The sequence below is a fragment of the Minwuia sp. genome, from assembly GCF_048007105.1.
Classification (GTDB): domain Bacteria; phylum Pseudomonadota; class Alphaproteobacteria; order Minwuiales; family Minwuiaceae; genus Minwuia.
In genome coordinates, this window is record NZ_CP180352.1 from 3824408 (window position 1) to 3845043 (window position 20636).

Here is a 20636-nt window from a genome sequence, read left to right on the forward strand (position 1 = left end):
GTACCAACGATTACAGGATCCGGACCCGTGTTCGATCAGGCACCTGAACGCAAACCCGACATGTCGGCGCTCTTCGATCTTGCGCACCGCAAGAGCCGCGAAGGCCGGGCGCAGCTTTACGAGGATGTCTGGAACCTGTTCGAGGCCGATGGCTCGGGACTGAATGAGAAGGAACGGTCGATCATGACCGATATCCTTCGCCGGCTGAGCCATGACGTGGAAATGACTGTCCGCCGCCGCCTCGCCGAACGTCTCGCAACCAATCCGGACGCGCCGCCTGAGCTCGCGGCAATGCTGGGCAACGACCAGATCGAGGTCGCCTACCCGATCCTGATGGACTGCAAGGCCCTGCGCGACGTCGACCTGATCGAGATCGTGCGCCACCGCACCCTGCAGCATCAACTGGCGACCGCCATGCGCTCCGGCATTTCGCCGGAGGTTTCCGACGCGCTGGTCGCGACCGGCAACGAGGACGTCGTCGTCGCCCTGCTGGAGAACCAGACCGCGACCATGTCGGATGCGCTGATGGAGCATCTGGTCGCCGAGTCCGAACGCGTCGACCGCTATCAGAAGCCCCTGCTCCGTCGCCCCGACCTGCCGAAGGGTCTGGCCAAGCGCATGTATGCCTGGGTCTCCGCAGCGCTGAGAACCTACATCGTCGAGAACTACCGCTTCGATCCGGCCGAGCTGGACGACAACGTGGTCTTCGCCATGAACGACGCCGTGCGCGAATCCACCGGCGAGACCGAGTCCAACGACCCGTCCGAGCGGCTTGTCGACAAGCTGCACGCCGCCGGCCAGCTCAACATCGCCTTCGCGTTGAAGGCGCTGCGGCAGGGTGAAGTGCGGCTGTTCGAGTTCGCCATGGCCAAGCTGACCCAGCTTCGGGTCGAACTGATGCGGCGCCTGGTCTACGAACCGGGCGGCGAGGCGCTGGCCATTTCGTGCCGCATGCTGGACATGGACCTGAAGACGTTCCTGAACATCTTCGACCTTACCCGTGCGGCGCGCGGCGCCCTGACGGCAGGTCATCGGCAGGAGCGGACGCATCTCGAGGACTTCTACAAGGGCCTCGACCGCGACAGCGCCGCCGCCGTCGTCCGCCGCTGGCGCCAGGATCCGGATTTCCTTTCGGCTCTCAACCAGTTGACCGCGACGGACTGACGCCCGGGTTTACACCCCCCGGCCTGCGCGCAATATTGCAGCAACGTTGCAGGCGCAGGAGCCAGTCACCTTGATCGACCCCTTCGGCCGGGAAATCTCCTATCTTCGCGTATCGGTCACCGACCGCTGCGATTTCCGCTGCGTCTACTGCATGGCGGAAAACATGACCTTCCTGCCCAAGAAGGACATCCTGACACTTGAGGAACTGGACCAGCTCTGCACGGCCTTCGTCGGCAAGGGCGTGCGCAAGCTCCGGATCACCGGGGGCGAGCCTCTGGTGCGGCGCGACGTGATGAGCCTGTTCCGCAATCTTGGGCGTCATCTGGAAACCGGCGCGCTGGACGAACTGACGCTGACGACCAATGGCTCCCAGCTGACACGGTTCGCCGACGAACTGGCAGCCATCGGCGTGAAGCGCGTGAACGTCTCGCTGGATACCATCGACCCCGACAAGTTCGAGCGCATCACCCGCTGGGGCAAGCTCGACAAGGTCATGGCCGGCCTGGATGCGGCGCAACGCGCCGGCATTCACGTCAAGATCAACGCCGTTGCGCTGAAGGGTGTCAACGAGGAAGAGATTTCCGACATGGTCGGGTGGTGCGGACAGCGCGGATACGACCTCTGCCTGATCGAGACCATGCCGCTCGGCGATATCGACGGCGACCGCACCGACCAGTACCTGCCCCTTTCGCTGGTCCGCGCGCGTCTGGGTCAGCGCTGGACGCTGGACGACACCGACTACAAGACCGGCGGCCCCGCCCGCTACACCGTGGTGCGCGAGACCGGCCACCGGCTAGGCTTCATCACGCCGATGACCCACAATTTCTGCGAAAGCTGCAACCGGGTGCGACTCACCTGCACCGGCACCCTGTACATGTGCCTCGGTCAGGAGGATGCCGCCGACCTGCGTGCGCCGCTCCGCGCCGATCCGTCGGGCATGGAACTCGACCGGGCCATCGACGAGGCCATCGGGCGCAAGCCGAAGGGCCATGATTTCGTCATCGACCGTCGCCGCTCCGCCCCCGCCGTGGGCCGGCACATGAGCGTCACCGGCGGATGAGCGATTCCCCTCCGGGGGCATGTTTCTTGCTGTTTCAATGATCTGGCGGACGGTCCTGTACCTTTGAGATACACTCGGTCCGTCCCGAAGGCCCTGTAACCCAGCCGGATCGAGATGGCGCGTCGCCTTGTTCCGAAATTTCTGACTGTTGTCGAAAACGTCAATCGAGGCGTGGCTGTGGCGTCGGCCTTTCATGGCGCCGTGCTGGCAGGGTTGATCGTCGGCGCGCCCCAGCTGTTCGGGCGCGAACCCGACACGCTCGCGATCCCGATCACGATCCAGATCTTCGACGATGTATACGGCAGCGACGAACAGGATCAGGAGCAGAAGTCCGATCTGTTCGAGGAACTGCCGCCGATCGAGACTGCCGTCGTCGCCGAACCCGAACCGGCGAAACCGGTCGAGGCGCCGCCCGCCGACGCCCCGAAGATCACGGTCCCGGATGTCCGCCAGGCCGCGATCGAGGCCGCAAAGCGAGCCGAGCGGCCGGAGGACAGCGGCCCGGCGCCGGAGCCGAACCAGCCAGGTGACATCGCCGTCGTGTACGAACAGAGCGCGCCGCTGACACCGAAGGAAGAGCGCCCCGAGGCCACGCCGCTGGCGCCGGAAAACGAAGCCCTGCCCGAAACGCCGAAGGCGCTGGCCGCCGAGATCAGGCGGCTGGAGGCGCTCAAGGCTCAGGCCCAGCTTCGCCGACGGGTGGCGGAGAGCCAGAAGAAGCCACAGCAGGCGGCCGACGTGGCCGAACAGATCGCCGCGCTGGAGCAGCGTCTGAAGCGGCTATCCGTCGCCAAGGCCGCGGCCAGGGTGCCGAGGGTCGAGCGACCGAAGAGCGACACGTCGACCACACCGCCTGAACTTGCGGACGCGAAACGCTCGAAGCTGACGGTCACGAAAGTCGAGACGCCGCCGAAGCAATCGGCCGTCGATATCCTGAAACAGTCCCAGCGGCGCGAGAAGACCGATGACCGGTTGTCGCCGGAAGACCGGGAACGGGCGAAACAGTCGCTCGAGCGGTTCCGGAAGGCCGCGGATGAAGGCATCAGAAGCGCCGAGATGAACCTCGCCAAGGCGCTCGACAAGGGCAAGGGCGCCGAGCAGGACAAGAAGAAGGCAACCGAAATCCTGGAGAAGCTGGCCCGCCGGAACTACCAGCCCGCCCAGATCGAACTGGCGAAGAAGCACCTGACCGGCGACGGTGTCGAGAAGGACAAGAAACGGGCCTACATTCTGCTGAAGACGGCTGCCGACGAGAACAACATCGTCGCCAAACGGGCGCTCAATGCGCTCGACAAGGAGATGAGCGCCGAGGACCGCCAGCTTGCCGAGGAAGAAGCCGGCAAGTGGCGCCGCTTTATCGACAAGCAGCGCGCCGAGAACAAGCTGACCTCGACGAGGCAGAAGCAGCTTGATGAGGAACTCCGCGTCGCAATGGACAAGGGCAACGTCCAGCGCATGGAGAATCTGTTGCGCTCGGGGGCAGACCCGAACGCCATCGATGCGTCGGGCCGTGACGCCATCATCGCCGCCGCCTGGCGGGGCCGCGAGATGGTCGTCGAACTGTTGATCGAGAAGGGCGTCGATATCGACACCATCGACCTGGAAGGCCGGACGCCGCTGACCTGGGCCTCCATCAACGGCTACGAGGCGATCGTCGAGGATCTGCTGAACGAAGGCGCCGACCCCGATACGCGAGACGATGCGGGGCTGACCCCGCTGATGCGGGCGGCATGGAACGGCCATGACGACGTGGTGCGCGCCCTGCTGGCCAGCGGCGCTTCCCCTGACATCACCGACGGCGAAGGCAAGACCGCACTCGACCGGGCGCGCGAGGAAGACTGGCCGCAGGTCGTGCAGATGCTGGAAGCCGCCCCCCGGGCGAACTGAGCCGAATTCAGAGGAAGGTCGCGTCGGTCGGCAGGCCGAAGCCCACGCGTCCCGTCAGTTCCCAACTCGCGGGATTGACCATCATGTGCTGCGTCATCACGTGGGCGTCGCGGAAGCGCCGCTGCACAGGCGATTTCAGATAGACGCTGTCGCCGCCGGCCAGATCGTTCATCGCACGTGCGACCTCGGCAGCCGTCCGCGTTGCATGGGTCGCCGCGAGGCGCAGATCGGCCCGCACCTCGACGGAAAGCGGATCTCCCGCCTTCGCCATTGTCCATGCCGCGCCGACGGCATCCTCGAAGAAGGCCTCCGCGCCGCGGAGCTTTGCCGTCGCCTGGGCCAGTTCAGCCTGGGCATAGCCGCGCTCGGCCAGCGTCCGGCCGCCGCCGGTCGGCTTCTTCGACGCCGCCAGCGCAACCAGATCCCGGATCGCAGCGCGTCCGTTGCCGAGCGCCACCGCAGCAATGCCGAGGGCCAGCAGGCCGAAGGTCGGGAACCGGTAGAGCGCGCCGTCATGGGTGGCCTTGCTGCTCATCAGGGAGACCGCGTGGCTTGCCGGCACCTGGATGTCATGTACCTCGAAATCGCCTGAACCAGTGCCGGACAAGCCGTGCACATACCAGGTGTCGAGCAGCTTCGCCCTGGAAGCCGGAAAGATCATCATGCGGGAATCCGGGGCGCCGTTGGGCAGCTTGCGGACCTCGCCGTCCTCGATGATGACCGCACCGCCCGAAAGCCAGGTGCAGTTGATCGAGCCGCTGCCCCAGGCCCAGCGTCCGCGCAGCCTGTAGCCGCCGCCCTTCGGGACCGCCTTCCCCATCGGCGCGAAGACGCCGCCATAGATCCCCAGCGGATCGCCGTAGATCTCGCGCCCCGTTTCATGATCCAGAAAGCCGGACTTGTAGGCCGACGTCGCGCCGATCATCAGGCACCAGCCGGTGGCCGCATCCGCCTCGGCGAAGCGGCGCATCATGCCCAGCGACCGCGACGGCTCCCATTCCAGGCCATCCAGCGCCTTCGGGATCATCATCCTGAACAGGCCCAGCTTGGCCATGTCCTGGGCGATATCCTCGGGCAGGCGGCGGGCCCCCTCGATTTCCTCGCCGCGGAGCGCCACCGACTCCACCAGTTCATCCAGATCGCGCTTGTGCATCAGGCCATCTCCGCTTCGAAGGGATCGGGGGCCAGCCGCGCCAACCGCCGACCCCGGTTCTCGCCGCGGAACAGCCCGGCGAAGGCCTCGGGTACGCTTTCCAGCCCGTCTGTGATCTCGTCGCGCCAGGCAATCTCTCCGGCAGCGACATGATCAGCCATCCGGCGCTCGGCCTCGCTCCATTGCGGCAGGTCGTCGAAGACCACCAGACCCTGCATCTTCAGCCTGTGGGTGATGAAGGCGCGGGTGTTCATCAGTCCCGGCGCATCATCGGTGTTGTAGGCCGCGACCTGTCCTGAGACGACGATAACGCCGTTCGGGTTCATCGACGGGATCACCCGGTCGATCATGTGGTTGCCGACATTGTCGAACAGGATATCGACACCGTCCGGCGCAGCGCTTCGGACCGCCGCTTCCAGATCGGTCTCGGCCTTGTAATCGATGGCCGCGTCGAAGCGGGCCGCGCCGGTCAGCCAGCCGCATTTGTCCGGTCCGCCGGCCACTCCGATCACCCGGCAGCCGTTCAGCCGCGCGATCTGACCTGCCGCCGAGCCCACCGCACCGGCCGCCGAGGTGACGACGACGGTCTGGCCCTCGCGGATACCGGCGACACGGTGCAGGCCGAACCAGGCGGTCATGCCGGAGACTCCCAGAACGCCGAGCCACGCAGACAATGGCAGGCGGCGGTCGGTAATCCGCCGGATGAAACCCCTGCCCTTCGAAATCAGATGCTCGGACCAGCCTTCGGCCAGCGCGACGAGATCGCCCGCGGCGAATTTCGGATGCCGGCTCTCGACGATCTCGCCGATGGAGAAGGCGCCAACCAGATCGCCGAGCCGGAGCGGTGGAATGTAGCTCGGCTTGCCGGAAAGCCGCGCCCGCGTGCCGGGATCGACCGACACCAGAATATTGCGGACCAGGAACTCGCCCTCCTGCAGGTCCGGCAGCGTCCGCTCCACGATCTCGAAATCGTTCGGCGACGGTGCGCCGTCGATGAAGCGCTTCAGCACGATCTGCCGCGTCGTCTGTCCCATGTCGCCTCCCCCGTTCCGGCGCCAGTCTACCGCTTTCCCCAACGGCTGCCGCAAGCCGGTTTCTTACTGGAAACGGTGCATTTCCGCACGCGGCGTTGCCGGATGCGGCCTCGATGGTCATCTGGCTGGAAACGAATTCTACGGGAGACCGCCATGTCCTTCGCCAACGTCGATCACATCGCCTTCATCACGCCGGACCTTGACGGGACCGTCCGCTTCTATCGCGACCTGCTCGGGATGCGGCTCACGCTCGGCATCGGCCATGACGGGTTCCGCCATTACTTCTTCGAATGCGGCGACAATCTCGTGGCCTTTTTCCACTACGAGGGCGCCTCGAAGATGGAGGTGAAGTTCCATGGCCGCCGGACCGAGAAGCCGCTCGGCTTCGACCATCTCGCCTTCACCGTGCCGGCGCGCGAAGACCTGTTCGAACTGAAGGACCGGCTCGAGGCGGCCGGACTGGAGGTCACCGGACCGATCGATCACGGCGTGTTCTGGTCGATCTACTTCTTCGACAACAACAACATTCCGCTCGAGTTCGCCTGGAACCTGATGGAGGTCGTCGAGAACCCGGCCGTCGTGGACGACGATCTGCCGGACATCGTCCTGGAAGGCGCCGATCCGCAGCCCGGCCACTGGCCCGAGGCGACCAAGCGCACCGCGTTGGCCGACATGGTGCCGGAAAAGACCGGCAACGCCTTCGCCCTGCGCAAGGAACTTCTGGCCAGCGGAAAGGCGCGGATCACGCCCGCCGGACGCGTGGCGCTCGAGGCGCTGGAAGCGGCGCAGGAGGCCGAAGCAGCTGACTGAGCGGGCGGCTCAGAAGTCCCAGTAGAGGAACTCGGAGACCACGGCGGAGTTCGCCCGCAGCATCGCGAAGCAGCTGGCGAAGATGACGATGGCGGCGATCAGCCCGATGATATGCGGCTGGTAGAGCGCCGCCACCGTCTGCCGCCAGATACCGCCTGCATCCACGTAACCGGCAATCTGGGGCAGGTTCGGCAGGATCAGGCACAACACTGTCAGCGCCGCGAAGGCCTGCCAGCGCCAGCCGGTCAGGAAGGCGTCCCGCGCGATCTCGCCCGCCTCGCCGCCCATGCCGGCCATGCCGGTCCAGACGTTGATGGCCGCATCGAGCGTGTCGGCGCGGAACACGACCCAGGCGATCACCACCAGCACCATGGTCAGCGCCCAGCTGATGACCGTCCAGACCGGCGCCAGCGCCTCGGCGCCGGGCAGGTGCGGCTTGATCCGGTGCGCAAAGAAGCGGTGCAGCAACAGGTAGCCACCATGCAGCGCACCCCAGATGATGAAGGTCCAGCCCGCGCCGTGCCACAGACCGCCCAGCACCATCACGATGAACAGGTTCACATAGGTGCGTGAGGGGCCATGCCGGTTCCCGCCCAGCGGGATGTAGAGATAGTCGCGCAGGAACCCGGACAGGGTCATGTGCCAGCGCCGCCAGAAGTCGGCAATGTTCACGGCGCGATACGGCGAGTTGAAATTCACCGGCAACCGGATGCTGACCATCATGGCGAGCCCGATGGCCATGTCGGAGTAACCCGAGAAGTCGAAATAGAGCTGGAACGAGTAGGCCAGCGCCGCCGTCCAGGCCTGTTCCAGTGACAGCGGGTTCTCCAGCGCGTGATCGAACAGCGGCGTGGCGATGGTGCCCATCGGGTCGGCGATCAGCAGCTTCTTCGCCATGCCCGCGATGAAGATCATCAGACCGAAGCCGAGCCCTTCCGCCGTGACGTGAAACGCCTTAGGTCCGGCGAATTCCTGCATGGTCCGCTTCTGCTGCAGTATCGGACCGGCTATGAGCTGCGGGAAGAAGGAGACGAAGGCCGCGTACTGGATGAAACTGTGCGGGTGCGTCTCGCCCCGATACGCATCCACAAGGTACGAGATCTGCTGGAAGGTGAAGAAGGAGATCGCCAGCGGCAGGACGATCTCCGGCAGACCGATCTCGGCGCCGGTTGCCCATTCGACATTCTCCGCCAGGAAGTTGGCGTATTTGAACCAGCCGAGCGCGAGCAGGTTGATCGTCACGCCGACGACCATCAGCGGTTTCGACCGGTTGCGCTCGATCGCGCGGCCGAGCGCGAAGTTGATCAGGATCGAGCCGACGATCAGCGGCAGGTAGACGGGCTTCCAGTAGCCGTAGAAGAACAGCGACGCGATGACGATCCAGTAGAGGTGCGCCCCGAAGAGCCGGCGCGCGACCACCAGCCCGAGCAGCGCTGCCGGCAGGAAGGCGAAGATGAACAGATCGGACGAGAAGATCATTCTTCGGCCCCGGTAGTGACGCGCGACTGATAGCAGTGCGACGGAGCATCGGCAATTTCGGTCGCCCGGACTGTAACAGCCGTGGCAAGGTCGCCCGATGAGACTTGGCGTGACAGGATGCGGGGCGATGGGCCGCCCGATGGCCGAGCGGCTGATCGCTGCGGGCTTCGAAATCGTGGGTCATGATGTGCGGCCAGCCGCCGAATTCGGCGGATTTGCGCGGCACATGACCCCCGATCCTGCGGAACTCTCGCGCTGCGACGCCGTGATCTCGGTCGTGCGCGATGCCGCCCAGACCCGGGACGCGATCCGCGCCATCGGCAACCTGCCGCCGGTCCTGATCATTTCCTCGACGCTGTCGCCGAGATTCATCCGGGAACTGAGGGAAGAGGTCCCGGCGGCAATCGCCATGATCGATGCGCCGATGTCGGGCGCGCCGCATTCGGCGCGCGACGGGCGGCTCAGTTTCATGCTGGGCGGACCGGACGACGCCATCGACCGGCTGATGCCGGCCTTCCGGGCCATGGGCGGCGTCATTCACCGGCTCGGGCCGCTCGGCGCGGGTGCGACGGCAAAGGTCCTGAACAACTTCGTCGCCGCAACCTGCGTCGCCGCCGTCCGGACGGTCCTCGATCAGTCGGGCCCGCTGGGGCTTGATCCGGCACGGCTTCGGGCGGTCATGGACACCAGCTCCGGCGGCACCTGGTACGGACAGAACCTGGACCGCATCGACTGGGCCGCCGAAACCTACGACGCGAGCAACACCATCGGCATTCTCGAGAAGGACGTGACGGCCTATCTGGACGCCATCACCGAAGGCGGCTCGCCCGATGCGCTGACGGCTGCCGTGCTCGAACGCCTCCGGACACTGCCGCCCCTGCCCTAGGGTCTTGTGTAGAAGGTCCGCGGACCGAGGCCGGGCAGAGCCGCGATGCGGTGTTCGTTGAGTTCCAGCCACTGGCAGATCATCGGCCGCGTTTCCCGTGGATCGATAAGTTCGTGATAGGCGAAGCTCTCGGCTCTGGGGAATGGCGACTGCCGTTCCGCCATCCGCGCCTCCAGATCGGCCCGCATGGCTTCCGGGTCGTCCGCCGCCGCGATCTCGCGCCCGAAGGCGACCGCAACCCCGCCCTCGACGGGCAGAGGTCCGGATTCGGCTGACGGCCAGGCCAGCACATGGGCATGGTTGCCATAATGCGCCGCTGCCGCGACCCCGAAGCTCTTCTTCACCACCACCGAGCACCACGGCACCCGGCAACTGGCGGCGGCAAGCACCGCTGCCGTGCCGGGCCGGATCGTGCCGGCCCTCTCGGAGTCCGGGCCGATCATGAAGCCGGGCTCATCGACAAAGGCGACGATCGGGAGGTGGAAGGTCTCGCAGAACTCGATGAACCGCCGCGCCTTGCGTGCGCCTTCCGCCGTCATCGCGCCGGCGTAGTAGCGGCAATCATTGCCGAAGATTCCGACAGGATGGCCGTTCATGCGCGCGAGGCCGACGATCTGGCCGGGTCCGTATTGCCGGCCCGTCTCGAAGAAGCTGTCGCGGTCCACGACCATGCCGATCAGCTTGCGCTGGTCGTAGGACTTGCGGCGGTCGGTCGGGATGATCGTGGCCAGCTTGTCCTCGCAGCGGTCGACCGGATCGTCGCAGCTCTCGACCGGCGGCAGGTTGTCGACATTGGGCGGCAGGTAGCTCAGGAACCGCCGGATCTGGCGCAGTGCGTCCTCTTCGTCTTCGGCCAGATTGTCGACGGCACCGCTCTTCAGATGCACTGCCGGTCCGCCGAGGTCCTCCTTGGTGATCTTCACGCCCAGCGCCCGCTCGACGACGGCCGGACCGGCGATCAGCACCTGCGCGGTTTCCCTCGTCATGACCGAGAAGTGCGAGGCCACAAGGCGCGCGGCCGGCAATCCGGCGACGGGGCCCAGCGCCGCCGTGGCGACGGGAACCGTGCCCAGCGTGCGGGCGACGGAGTTGAAGCGGTGCCCGGTCGCAACAGATTCGCCGATAGGTCCGGACGACCCCTTGCCCCCCGAACCGGTGACCGAACCGCCGCCGCCCTCGTGCAGGCGCACCAGCGGGACACGATACTCCAGCGCGACTTCCTCGGCGTAGACGGACTTGCGCAAACCAGCCGGCGTCGGCGAACCGCCGCGCACGGTGAAATCCTCGCCGCCGACGACACAGGTCCGGCCGCCGATCCGGCCGAAGCCGAGAATGAAGTTCGCGGGCGTCAGGCCGGTGAGGTTGCCATCCTCGTCACGTTCGGCGACTCCGGCGCCGCGGCCAAGTTCGGCAAAGCTGTTCTTGTCCAGCAGGGCATGAATGCGTTCGCGGAGCGCGAGCCTGCCCTTGCCGTGCTGCCGCTCGATCGCCTCCGGGCCGCCCTGGGCCAGGGCCATCTCCCGCCGCCGGTGAATTTCCTCGATACGCTCGTCCCAGCTCACTGCGCCGCCTCCCTGCTGTACCGGCCTCATCATGGTCCCGGCAGCGCAAAAGAAAACCCCGGGGCGCGGTGGGCGCCCCGGGGCCGGTATTCGCAGCGACTGGGTCGGATCAGCCGCCCTTGCGCCGCCGTCCGCCGCGACCGAGGCCGATCGCCTTGGCCATCTCGGCGCGCTTCTTGGCGTAGTTCGGCGCGACCATCGGATAGTCAGCCGGCAGATTCCATTTCGCCCGATACTCTTCCGGCGACATGTCGAAATTGGTGCGCAGATAGCGCTTCAGCATCTTCAGCTTCTTGCCGTCTTCCAGACACACCAGATGATCCGGGGTGATCGAGCGGCGGACGCTGACGGCGGGCTTCAGCTTCTCCGGCTCCGGCTCTTCCTCGGCAGTGCCGGCCGTCGCCAGCGCCTGATGAATACGGCTGATCAGATCCGGCAATTCATCCGACGGCACAACATTGTTCGAGACATAGGCGGCGGCCACTTCAGCCGTCATCTCCAGCAAATCCTGCTGTGTCGGCGAGCTGCTCTCTGACGCGCTTGTGTTCATGGTCTTCAACTCCTGATTGGCAGCTATTGATGACGGTCACACAATATTACCTATCGTGTCCGGCAACTGGCCGGGAACCTAACAGAATTTTCTATCCATAAAAGTAAAAAATTCCCGCCATCCATGTATTGTCTCTAGAGCTGACAATTTCCGCAGCGTCACAAATGGACAAGTCAACGACCGCCATGTATTCGACACTGTCGATTCGCCGCAGTTCAGCAATGACCGGCGGCTGCATCGCGCGGCACCGGGGTCTTCGAAACCGGTACATCGGACGCCCCCGCAGTGATATTCTTTCGTGCGGATGCCGTTGAGACCGGAAGTGATGAGGAAAGCCAACCGATGAGCGCACCGATAAGCATGCCCAGGTCGCGGGCTTCGACAATCAGCGATGAGGAATGCCAGGCCCGCGTAGAGCTCGCAGCCTGTTACCGGATCTTCGATCACCTCGGCTGGGTCGAGCTCATCTTCAATCACATAACGCTGAAAGTACCGGGGACGCGGGACCATTTCCTGATCAATCCCTACGGCCTCTGGTACAGCGAGGTCACGGCGTCGAACCTGGTCAAGATCGATCTGGACGGCAACATTGTCGGCGAGTCCGACTGGCCCGTGAATCCGGCCGGCTTCGTCATCCACTCGGCGATCCATGCCAACCGCGCGGACGCGAAGTGCGTCATGCACACGCACACCACGTCCGGCATCGCCGTCGCCTGCATGGAAGATGGGCTGTCGCGGGACAATTTCTACGGCTCGATCGTCGGCGACGACATCGCCTACCACGACTTCGAGGGCGTGACCTGCGACGATGACGAGAAGCCCCGTCTGGTGGCCAGCATCGGATCGAAGAATCACATCATCCTTCGTAATCACGGCCTGCTGACCATGGGCGACAGCGTGGCCACGGCCTTCATCCGGCTGTGGCGGCTGCAGCGCGCGTGCGACGTGCAGCTTGCCGCGCAACAGTCCGGCCAGAAGCTGATCGCGCTGGGCCAGGATATCGTGGAGCGTTCGGGCGACGCGACCCAGAATTTCGAGGGCAACAAGGCGCGCATGGAAGACCGGGTCTACGAAGCCCTTGTGCGCAAGATCGACCAGATCGATCCCTCCTACCGGAACTGAAGTCACCTTGAGCCGAATTGCAGCCGGCCGGCTGAAGGTCGCCGACGACCTGAGCACCGATCCCTGGTGGTGGCAGGCCCGCCAGCGGCATGCGCTGCCGGAGCCGGCGGTGCCGGACAAGGTGGAATTCGCCATCATCGGCGCGGGCTACACCGGTCTGTCGGCGGCGCTGACGCTGGCCCAGTCGGGCGCGTCGGTGCTGGTCCTCGACAGCGCCGATCCCGGCGATGGGGCCAGCAGCCGCAATGGCGGCATGGTCGGCGATCGCCTGAAACCGGGTTTCCCCGCCCTGGCAAAGGAGTTCGGCGAGACGCAGGCCATCGCCCTTATGGAGGAGGCCGCCGCCTCGGTCGATTTCGTCGAACGGCTGATCATCGACAACGGCATCGACTGCGACTTCGGCCGCATGGGCCGCTACTACCCGGCGGTGACGCCCGGCCATTTCGAGTCCATGAAGAAGAAGCTGGAAGCCGAACAGGGCCACCGCGAGGTCCAGGCGACCATGATCGGACCGGAAGAACAGAGCCAGTTCCTGAACACGCCACTTTATTGCGGCGGACGGCTGCACCACGACACCGGCGGCCTGCATCCGGCGAAATTTCATGACGGGCTGCTGGCCGCTGCACGAAACGCCGGCGCGACGGTCGCCGGCCGGACGCCGGTGCTGTCGCTGGAGGAGAACGACGACGGTTTCGTGATGGATACCGGGCTGGGCTTCGTCGAGGCCCGCAAGGTGCTGGTCTGCACCAATGGCTATACCGGGCCGGAACTGCCGGACTTCCGGTCGCGGGTGATCCCGGTGACCAGCGCCATCGTGGCGACCGAGGAACTTGACCCGGGTCTGGTCGAGCGGTTGATCCCGGGCGGACGGATGATCAGCGACAGCTATCATCTGCTCAACTACTACCGCCCCTCGCCCGACGGCAGACGCATCCTGCTGGGCAGCCGCCCCGGACTCGGCGTCGGTTCGCCACAGAAACTGGCAGCCTATCTGGGCGGTCGGCTGGGGCGGATATTCCCCGAGCTGGACGGCGCGCGGATCACCCATTGCTGGAGCGGCAAGGTCGCCTTCTCCTTCGACACCTTCCCCAAGATCGGGATGGCCGGGCGGATCGGCTACGCCATGTGCTATGGCGGCTCCGGCGTGGCGATGTCGAACTGGCTGGGCCACAAGCTGGCGCAGAAGGCAATGGAGGACCTCGCCGGCCGGACCGCCTTCGACGACATGGATTTCCCGTCACCGTTCTACTACCAGGGCTGGCCGTGGTTCCTCGGCCCGCTGTTGAGCTGGTATGGCCTTCAGGACCGACTGACCGGCAGCCGGCCGCGGCGATGAGCGCAGTCAGGCGGCCGCCGCTGGGCCGGGTCTGGCACCTGGCCTGGCCGATCATCCTGTCCAACGTGACCACGCCTCTGCTGGGGATCGTCGATACCGCCGTTGTCGGACGCCTGCCCGGCCCGGAATACATCGCCGCCGTCTCCATCGGCGCCATCGCCTTCACCTCGATCTTCTGGCTGTTCGGCTTCCTGCGCATGGGAACAAGCGGCTTCGCGGCGCAGGCAAGCGGCGCGGAGGACAAACCGGAGATCCTGGCCGTGCTGTCACGGGCCGTGCTGCTCGGGCTGGCGCTGGGCCTGGTGATGGCGATGCTGCAGGCGCCGCTCTGGCACTATGCGGCATTGCTGCTGGAGCCGCCGCCGGCGGTCGAGCCGATGGCCGCCGCCTATTTCCAGATCCGGATATGGGCTGCCCCGGCGACGCTGGTGAACTACGCCATCCTCGGCTGGCTGATCGGGCTGCAGCGCACACGGACAGCGCTGGTGCTGCAGATCTGGCTGAACGGCGTGAACATCGTTCTCGACATCGTCTTCGTCATGGGCCTGGGCATGGGCGTGCCCGGCGTCGCCTGGGCGACGCTGATCGGGGAGTGCTCGGCGGCGGTGCTCGGCCTGATCGTGGCCTGGCGGATTCTTCGGCCGGACAGCGCCACCTGGGCGGCAGCGCGCATCATGGACCGCAAGCGGCTGACCGCCTTCTTCACCGCCAATCTGGACATCATGATCCGGACCGCCTGCCTGATCTTCTCCTTCGTCTGGTTCGCCCGACTGGGCGCGCAGTTCGGCGCGCTGACGCTGGCCGCAAATGCAGTTCTGCTCCAGATGGTCCACCTGCTCGCCTATGGACTGGACGGCTTCGCCTTCGCCGCCGAGGCGCTGGTCGGCTCGGCGCTCGGCAAGCGCAGGCTGGACGAACTGCGCGCTGCGGTCACCGCATCCACCATACTCGCCGTCGTCGTGGCCGTCGGTTTCGCGCTTGCCTATCTGGTGGCCGGGCCGCTGATCATCGCCGCAATGACCGACCAGCCTGAGACACGCGCTGCGGCCGAGACCTATCTGATCTGGGTGGTCGTCTATCCGCTCGTCGCAGTGTGGTGCTTTCAGCTGGACGGCATCTTCATCGGCGCCACGCAGACGGCGGAGATGCGCAATGCGATGATCGCATCGCTGGCGGTCTACATGATTGCCGCCAACACGCTGGCGCCGGTCTGGGGCAATCACGGCCTCTGGGCGGCGATCACCATCCTGAACGTGGCGCGGAGCGCCAGCATGGCGCTCTACTACAGACGCGTCGAGCGCCGCGCCCTGCCCGAGAGAGCGCCTACTCCAGCGGCTTGATGTTGTTGATGTTCGCCTTGTTCACCAGCGTGATCTCGCCGGTGCGCGAGCAGGCGAGCGGGAAGAACATGCCCGGCTCGTTCATCAGATCGAGCACGCGCTGGGTGGCGCGTATGAAAACGCTGCCTTCCAGTTCGGTGCCGTCATTCATCAGGATCAGGGTCTGCACCTTGACCTTGGGAACATAGCTCTTGCGCGACTGCATGGTTTGGACCGAGCTCCTCATTCGATCACACTTGTCCGGCGTGCCTTAAGATTCCGTTTCGCGGCGCAGGCGCCGGACGGCACGGAACAGCATCGGCCCGACCACGATGATGATCATGATACGGAACATGTGCATCGAACTCACGAACGCCGTATCGATACCGAGCGACAGCGCAATCAGGGACATTTCCGCCAGACCGCCCGGCGACAGCACCAGGATCATGGCGGAATGCGAGACCCCGATGGCGTCGCTGACAAGGTACGTCAGTGCTACGGCCAGCACCAGCAGAAGCGCCGTCGAGCCCAGTGCGAGGCGGGCCGTCCGCAGAATGAGGCCCAGCGAAACCCCGACGAAGCGGCTGCCGATGGCCGCGCCCAGCACCAGCTGGGCCGCGGCAACCGGCACGGGCGGCGGCTGCACATGGGTGATGCCGGACAGATGCGCCGCCGCCGAGAGGATCATCGGACCCAGCAGCGAGGCGGCCGGCAACCGCATCAGCTTCGCCATCGGCCAGCCCACGACGGCGCAGGCGACCAGCAGCGCCCAGTCGGTCCATTCGGCCGGCGGCCCGGGGCGGTCCGGCATGATCGAGGGCACGTCGGCGCCGACAACAAGGCGGAACCAGAACGGAATGACGATGATGATGGTGATGACGCGGATGGTGTGGATCAGCGACACGCGGACCGGATCGCCGCCCATGTCCTCGCTCGCCAGCACCATCTCGCCGAGGCCGCCAGGGGTCGACGAGAAGTAGGCCGTCACCTTGTCGAAACCGCCGATCCGCCGGAGGTAGAAATAACAGAGCGCGCTGCCGACGACGATGAACGCCGTGAGTACGATCAGCGCCTGCGCCCATTGCATCAACTGGCCCAGCACCTCGGGCCGGAAGGCGCTGCCGAGGAAGACCCCGAGGATGGTGACCATCACCGCACGGAACCTCCGGCTCATGACCGGCCCGACCCCGGCCAGCGCCGCCACGGTGACGAAGATCATCGATCCCATCATCCAGGCCAGCGGCATGCTGGCCCAGAAGAACAGCGCACCGCCAACGCCGCCGATGCCGATGGCGACGGCGTGACCCCGCCAGTCGATCTGCTTCAACGCCTCGGCGTTCAATCGACGTAGCGTCCCAGCCGCACGGCCGTCTGTCCCGAGGTGAGCCGGCGCGACGGCATGATCAGCACGCATTCGTCATAGGGCGTCCGGATTTCCCGGCTGCCGTCCATTCCGATCAGGGTCCCCGCTGCCGGCACCACGTCCAGGCTCTCCGGATCGCCTTCGAAGCGGAACGGTCCCTGGCGGACGGTGACCCGGTCGGTGACCTCGATCAGGCGGGGTTCGTCGCGTTCGGGCAGCGGTGACAGTTTCTCGGCCGCCGCAGGCGAGACAAGGCCCGCCGCCAGAAGAAACCGCGCCAGAATCTCGGTGGCGTCGTCGGCCGCCTTAGGGTCCAGATGCTGACCGCATTCCGCCAGCAGGGCGATCCGGTCGCTGTCCCGGTCGCCGAAACCGCCATAGTCGCGCATACGCGGTCCGGCGGCATGACCCGGATCGGCCGCCACGATGCGGGGGAAACCCATTTTCGCGGCGAAGCCCTGCGCCCGTGGCTGCGTGCCGGACAGCATGATCGGCTCGCAGTCGGTCTGCATCGAATGCAGGTCGAGCAGCAGTTCGGCGCCGTCGATCAGCGGCCGGACCTGCCGGGCGCGCTCCAGTTCGGCGGAGCGGCGCGGGCCATCCAGGATCAGCGGATCCCAGATGCGGTTGAAGTCCTCGTCCACGTAGCGCGCCCGCGCCGGATAGGCCGGATCGAAGCTGCGATAGGCGTCGACATTGCAGAACAGCACGGTCAGCGCGCCCCGCTCGGGCCGGATGCCGCTGTCCATGAACCGCCTCAGCGCGTGGGCGCCGCACAGTTCGTTGCCATGCACCAGCGCCGTCACCATCGCCTCCGGTCCGGCCTGCGCGCCCTCCAGCCTGTGCGCGAAGGGAATGCCCAGATTGCCGCGCTCCAGATCGGACAGATCGACAGGCCTGAGAAGGGCGGAGGAGCGGGAGGGGTTCATCGGGGTTCCGGAAGGTGGAGACGTCATCGATTGTCTATCACCCGCCACCGGCGCGGTCCATGTCGCGCCGCCGCGCCACCATGCTCTGCCGGACGGCGGGACCCGGGCGCGCGACATGGCCTTGCCGGAACGCAACGATCTCCATGGATCCCGCGAAGGCCTCCAGCAACTCGTTGGACTGCAGAAGGAAATCCGGATTGCGCGGACGGCCGAACGCCTCGTTGCCCGCCGCGAAGGTCGTCCAGATCAGCACACCGCCTGGCGCCAGCGTGGCAGCCACATGCGGGAACAACGGCCGCCAAAGGTAGTTGCATACCACGATGCCGCCGAACTGCTGCCCGGCGAAGGGCCACGGCCCGTCTTCCAGATCGGCTTCGACGATCGACAATCCCGGCCGGCGAGCCATTCCAGACCGCCGACATCGCGGTCGGCCAGCAACCACGGACAGGCCCATATCGAGCGCCAGCGCCGTGTGCCGCCCGTTTCCCGCCGCCAGATCAAGGACCTGGCCGTCACGGGGCAATAGGTCGATGTACCGCCGTATCCACGGATCCGGATACGCCATCGTCGCAGGCACCTTGCTGTTTTTCCGAAACTCGACCATTTATCACCGATCGGCGACACGCCTGACAACGCTGGACAGACAACAGACACAGATGATCAGTTTCGATCTCAGATGCGGGCAGGACCACGTCTTCGAGGGGTGGTTCGCCTCCAATGGCGACTTCGAGCGCCAGAACGAACAGGGCCTCGTTACCTGTCCGCTCTGCGAAGACGCGCGCATCACCAAGGCGCCCATGGCGCCCAATGTCGCCGCCAAGGGCAACCGCGGGTCGCAGGCGACGCAGGAACTGACCCCGATGCAGGTCATGGGCATGCTGCGTCAGTTGAAGCGGCACATCGAGAAGAACGCCGATGACGTCGGCGAGTCCTTTGCCGAGGAAGCGCGCAAGATCCACTATGGTGAAGTGGCGCCGCGCGGCATCTACGGGCGCAGCACGCCGGAGGAGTCCGAGGAGCTGCTCGAGGAAGGCATTGCCTTCATGCAGCTGCCGTGGGTGCAGGACACCGACCACTAGGCCTGCGGCCGCCGTCCGATCGCCACTTGAGAGGGGGAGCGCCTGAGCATGGCGCCGGTCGAACCGACACTGCATATGTGGCTTGTCCTCGCCGTCGTCGGACTGGCGGTGTTCGCCTATGTCAGCGAACGGCTGTCGATCGAGCTGGTTTCCCTGCTCGTCATCGCCTCGCTGGCGGCCCTGTTCGACCTGCTGCCTTATGAATCCACGCCCGGCCTGCCGGAAATCACGCTCCGCAGCCTGCTCGCCGGCCTCGCCGATCCCGCCCTGATCACGGTGCTTTCCCTGATGATCATCGGTCAGGGAATGATACGCACGGGCGCGCTGGACGCGCCGATCCGGCAGATGGCGAAGCTTCGGCGCTATCACCCATTTCTCGCCGTGTTCGCCGGGCTGGTCGTCGTCGCGGTCACCAGCGGCCTGCTGAACAACACGCCGGTCGTGGTGATCTTCATCCCGATCATGGTCGCACTTGCGAGCCGTCTGCGGCGCAGCCCCAGCGGGCTGATGATCCCGCTGAGTTACGCCGCGATCCTGGGCGGCATGACCACCCTGATCGGTTCGTCGACCAACCTGCTGGTCTCCGCCTCGGCGGCCAATGCAGGCGCAGCGCCGCTGGGCTTCTTCGACTTCACGATCACCGGTTCGATCCTGGCCGGCGTCGGGCTGGTCTATGTCATCTTCGTCGCGCCGCGCCTGCTGCCCGACCGGGCCTCCTATGCGCAGAGCCTCACCGAGGGCGCGGCCGGCAAGCAATTCATCGCCCAGATCGACGTGCGCCAGGGGTCGCAGCTGGTGGGCGAGCGCGCCAAGCTGGGCCTCTTCCCCAGCCTGCCCGGGATCACCGTCCGGCTGATCCAGCGCGGCGACCAGTCCGAACTGCCGCCGTTCGACGACGTGAAGCTTCAGCCGGGCGACAAGCTGGTCGTGGCCGCGACCCGCGCCTCGATCACGGAAGCCATCAGCCGCATGCCGTCGCTGATCCAGGCCCTGCACACCAGCGAGGACATCGAACAGCCGGCGAGCAGCGATCACGCGATGGACCGCGACTTCATCCTGGCAGAGGTCGTGATCGCGCCGGCCAGCCGCGTGATCGGCCGCAATCTGGAACAGATCGCCTTCCACAGCCGCACCGGCTGCACGGTGATCGGCATACAGCGCCGCAGCCGCATGATCCGGCAGGGCATCCAGGACATCCGCCTGGAGGCGGGCGACGTGCTGCTGCTGCTCGGACACCGCAGCGATGTCCGCCGGCTTCGCGGCGTCCGCGACGTCATCCTGATGGAGTGGTCGGCGCACGACCTGCCGGCGGTCGAACTTGCCTGGCGCTCCAGCGCCATCTTTGCGGCAACCGTGACGGCGAGCGCCACGGGCGTGGTCCCCATCGTCGTCGCCTCCCTGCTCGGCGCCGCGGCGATGCTGATCGCCAACTGCCTCAACGTCCGGCAGGCGGTCCGCTCGCTGGACCTGAAGGTGGCCATGCTGATCTGGTCGGCGCTGGCCATGGGTACGGCGCTGCACGGCACCGGCGGCGCCACCTGGATCGCCCAGAGCATGATGTCGCTGATGAGCGGCGCGCCGCCGATCGCGATCCTGTCGATCTTCTTCCTGCTGGTCGCAGCAATGACGAACGTGTTGTCGAACAACGCCACGGCGGTGCTGTTCACGCCCATCGGCATCGGTCTGGCGCAGTCGCTGGGCGTCGAACCGGAAGTCTTCGTGCTGGCGACGCTGTTCGGGGCGAACTGTTCATTCGCCACGCCGATGGGCTACCAGACCAACCTGCTGGTGATGGGACCCGGCCACTACCGCTTCTCGGACTATGCCCGCGCCGGCGTGCCGCTGATCCTGATCGTGTGGGTGACCTACACGCTGGTGGCGATGGTCCGCTACGACCTGTAGA

The 20636-nt window shown here is 66.0% G+C and carries 19 protein-coding genes; 10 read left to right on the top strand and 9 right to left on the bottom strand.

What is annotated here, in order from left to right:
• Positions 1-27 precede the first annotated feature (27 nt).
• The 3 genes from ACMVY4_RS18560 to ACMVY4_RS18570 all read left to right on the top strand — a co-directional run bounded on the left by ACMVY4_RS18560 (position 28) and on the right by ACMVY4_RS18570 (position 4111).
• Complete coding sequence (locus tag ACMVY4_RS18560) at positions 28-1164, top strand: DUF2336 domain-containing protein (protein ID WP_416897454.1); 1137 nt, start codon at positions 28-30, stop codon at positions 1162-1164.
• A 70-nt stretch (positions 1165-1234) separates the two neighbouring features.
• Entirely contained in the window at positions 1235-2224 is a 990-nt protein-coding gene (gene moaA, locus ACMVY4_RS18565) for a GTP 3',8-cyclase MoaA (RefSeq protein ID WP_416897455.1), read from the top strand.
• Positions 2225-2401: 177 nt separating this feature from the next.
• Positions 2402-4111, top strand: coding sequence for an ankyrin repeat domain-containing protein (locus ACMVY4_RS18570; RefSeq protein ID WP_416897456.1), 1710 nt, complete (start codon positions 2402-2404; stop codon positions 4109-4111).
• Positions 4112-4118: 7 nt separating this feature from the next.
• On the opposite strand, the gene ACMVY4_RS18575 is transcribed toward ACMVY4_RS18570, so the two are convergent.
• Together ACMVY4_RS18575 and ACMVY4_RS18580 are read right to left on the bottom strand one after the other, a co-directional pair.
• Positions 4119-5264 carry an acyl-CoA dehydrogenase family protein gene (locus tag ACMVY4_RS18575; RefSeq protein ID WP_416897457.1) on the bottom strand — a complete coding sequence of 382 codons (1146 nt, stop codon included), beginning with the start codon at positions 5262-5264 and terminating at the stop codon, positions 4119-4121.
• On the bottom strand, positions 5264-6298 hold the full coding sequence (locus ACMVY4_RS18580; protein WP_416897458.1) for an NADP-dependent oxidoreductase: 1035 nt from the start codon (positions 6296-6298) through the stop codon (positions 5264-5266). Before ACMVY4_RS18580 ends, ACMVY4_RS18575 begins: the two co-directional genes overlap by 1 nt.
• Positions 6299-6451: 153 nt before the next feature.
• Between ACMVY4_RS18580 and ACMVY4_RS18585 the strand changes: the two genes are divergently transcribed.
• Positions 6452-7108, top strand: coding sequence for a VOC family protein (locus ACMVY4_RS18585; RefSeq protein WP_416897459.1), 657 nt, complete (start codon positions 6452-6454; stop codon positions 7106-7108).
• Between the two features lie 9 nt (positions 7109-7117).
• Here ACMVY4_RS18585 and ACMVY4_RS18590 read toward each other — a convergent pair whose 3' ends face one another.
• Positions 7118-8587: an MBOAT family O-acyltransferase gene (locus tag ACMVY4_RS18590; RefSeq protein ID WP_416897460.1), complete on the bottom strand. Its 1470-nt coding sequence runs from the start codon at positions 8585-8587 to the stop codon at positions 7118-7120.
• 97 nt (positions 8588-8684) lie between these two features.
• Here ACMVY4_RS18590 and ACMVY4_RS18595 point away from each other — a divergent pair, with 97 nt between their 5' ends.
• Positions 8685-9473 carry an NAD(P)-dependent oxidoreductase gene (locus ACMVY4_RS18595; RefSeq protein WP_416897461.1) on the top strand — a complete coding sequence of 263 codons (789 nt, stop codon included), beginning with the start codon at positions 8685-8687 and terminating at the stop codon, positions 9471-9473.
• Here ACMVY4_RS18595 and ACMVY4_RS18600 read toward each other — a convergent pair.
• Together ACMVY4_RS18600 and ACMVY4_RS18605 are read right to left on the bottom strand one after the other, a co-directional pair.
• Positions 9470-11035: an acyl-CoA carboxylase subunit beta gene (locus ACMVY4_RS18600; RefSeq protein WP_416897462.1), complete on the bottom strand. Its 1566-nt coding sequence runs from the start codon at positions 11033-11035 to the stop codon at positions 9470-9472. The two genes, ACMVY4_RS18595 and ACMVY4_RS18600, sit on opposite strands and share 4 nt — an antisense overlap.
• Positions 11036-11144: 109 nt before the next feature.
• On the bottom strand, positions 11145-11585 hold the full coding sequence (locus ACMVY4_RS18605) for a MucR family transcriptional regulator (protein ID WP_416897463.1): 441 nt from the start codon (positions 11583-11585) through the stop codon (positions 11145-11147).
• A gap of 342 nt (positions 11586-11927) precedes the next feature.
• On the opposite strand from ACMVY4_RS18605, the gene ACMVY4_RS18610 reads away from it, so the two are divergent.
• Genes ACMVY4_RS18610 through ACMVY4_RS18620 form a run of 3 tightly spaced genes read left to right on the top strand, consistent with a single transcriptional unit; the run spans position 11928 to position 15383 of the window.
• Positions 11928-12707, top strand: coding sequence for a class II aldolase/adducin family protein (locus ACMVY4_RS18610; RefSeq protein ID WP_416897464.1), 780 nt, complete (start codon positions 11928-11930; stop codon positions 12705-12707).
• A gap of 7 nt (positions 12708-12714) precedes the next feature.
• Positions 12715-14043: an NAD(P)/FAD-dependent oxidoreductase gene (locus tag ACMVY4_RS18615; RefSeq protein WP_416897465.1), complete on the top strand. Its 1329-nt coding sequence runs from the start codon at positions 12715-12717 to the stop codon at positions 14041-14043.
• Positions 14040-15383 (top strand): MATE family efflux transporter, encoded by a 1344-nt coding sequence (locus ACMVY4_RS18620; protein WP_416897466.1) that lies wholly within the window; start codon positions 14040-14042, stop codon positions 15381-15383. Before ACMVY4_RS18615 ends, ACMVY4_RS18620 begins: the two co-directional genes overlap by 4 nt.
• Here ACMVY4_RS18620 and ACMVY4_RS18625 read toward each other — a convergent pair.
• From ACMVY4_RS18625 to ACMVY4_RS18640, 4 genes are read right to left on the bottom strand one after another with little or no spacing between them, the layout of a single operon-like run.
• Positions 15367-15588 (bottom strand): hypothetical protein, encoded by a 222-nt coding sequence (locus ACMVY4_RS18625; protein ID WP_416897467.1) that lies wholly within the window; start codon positions 15586-15588, stop codon positions 15367-15369. The two genes, ACMVY4_RS18620 and ACMVY4_RS18625, sit on opposite strands and share 17 nt — an antisense overlap.
• Before the next feature lie 45 nt (positions 15589-15633).
• Positions 15634-16704, bottom strand: a complete 1071-nt coding sequence (locus ACMVY4_RS18630) for an AbrB family transcriptional regulator (RefSeq protein ID WP_416897468.1) — start codon at positions 16702-16704, stop codon at positions 15634-15636.
• Complete coding sequence (locus ACMVY4_RS18635) at positions 16701-17654, bottom strand: succinylglutamate desuccinylase/aspartoacylase domain-containing protein (protein ID WP_416897469.1); 954 nt, start codon at positions 17652-17654, stop codon at positions 16701-16703. The genes ACMVY4_RS18630 and ACMVY4_RS18635 overlap by 4 nt, the downstream gene beginning before the upstream one ends.
• Positions 17655-17691: 37 nt before the next feature.
• The gene (locus tag ACMVY4_RS18640; RefSeq protein ID WP_416897470.1) at positions 17692-18060 is read right to left on the bottom strand and encodes a hypothetical protein; all 369 of its coding nucleotides are present in this window, start codon (positions 18058-18060) and stop codon (positions 17692-17694) included.
• A 250-nt stretch (positions 18061-18310) separates the two neighbouring features.
• On the opposite strand from ACMVY4_RS18640, the gene ACMVY4_RS18645 reads away from it, so the two are divergent.
• Positions 18311-18733, top strand: a complete 423-nt coding sequence (locus tag ACMVY4_RS18645; RefSeq protein ID WP_416897471.1) for a DUF1178 family protein — start codon at positions 18311-18313, stop codon at positions 18731-18733.
• Positions 18734-18781: 48 nt separating this feature from the next.
• The gene (locus ACMVY4_RS18650; RefSeq protein ID WP_416897472.1) at positions 18782-20635 is read left to right on the top strand and encodes an SLC13 family permease; all 1854 of its coding nucleotides are present in this window, start codon (positions 18782-18784) and stop codon (positions 20633-20635) included.
• Position 20636 lies beyond the last annotated feature (1 nt).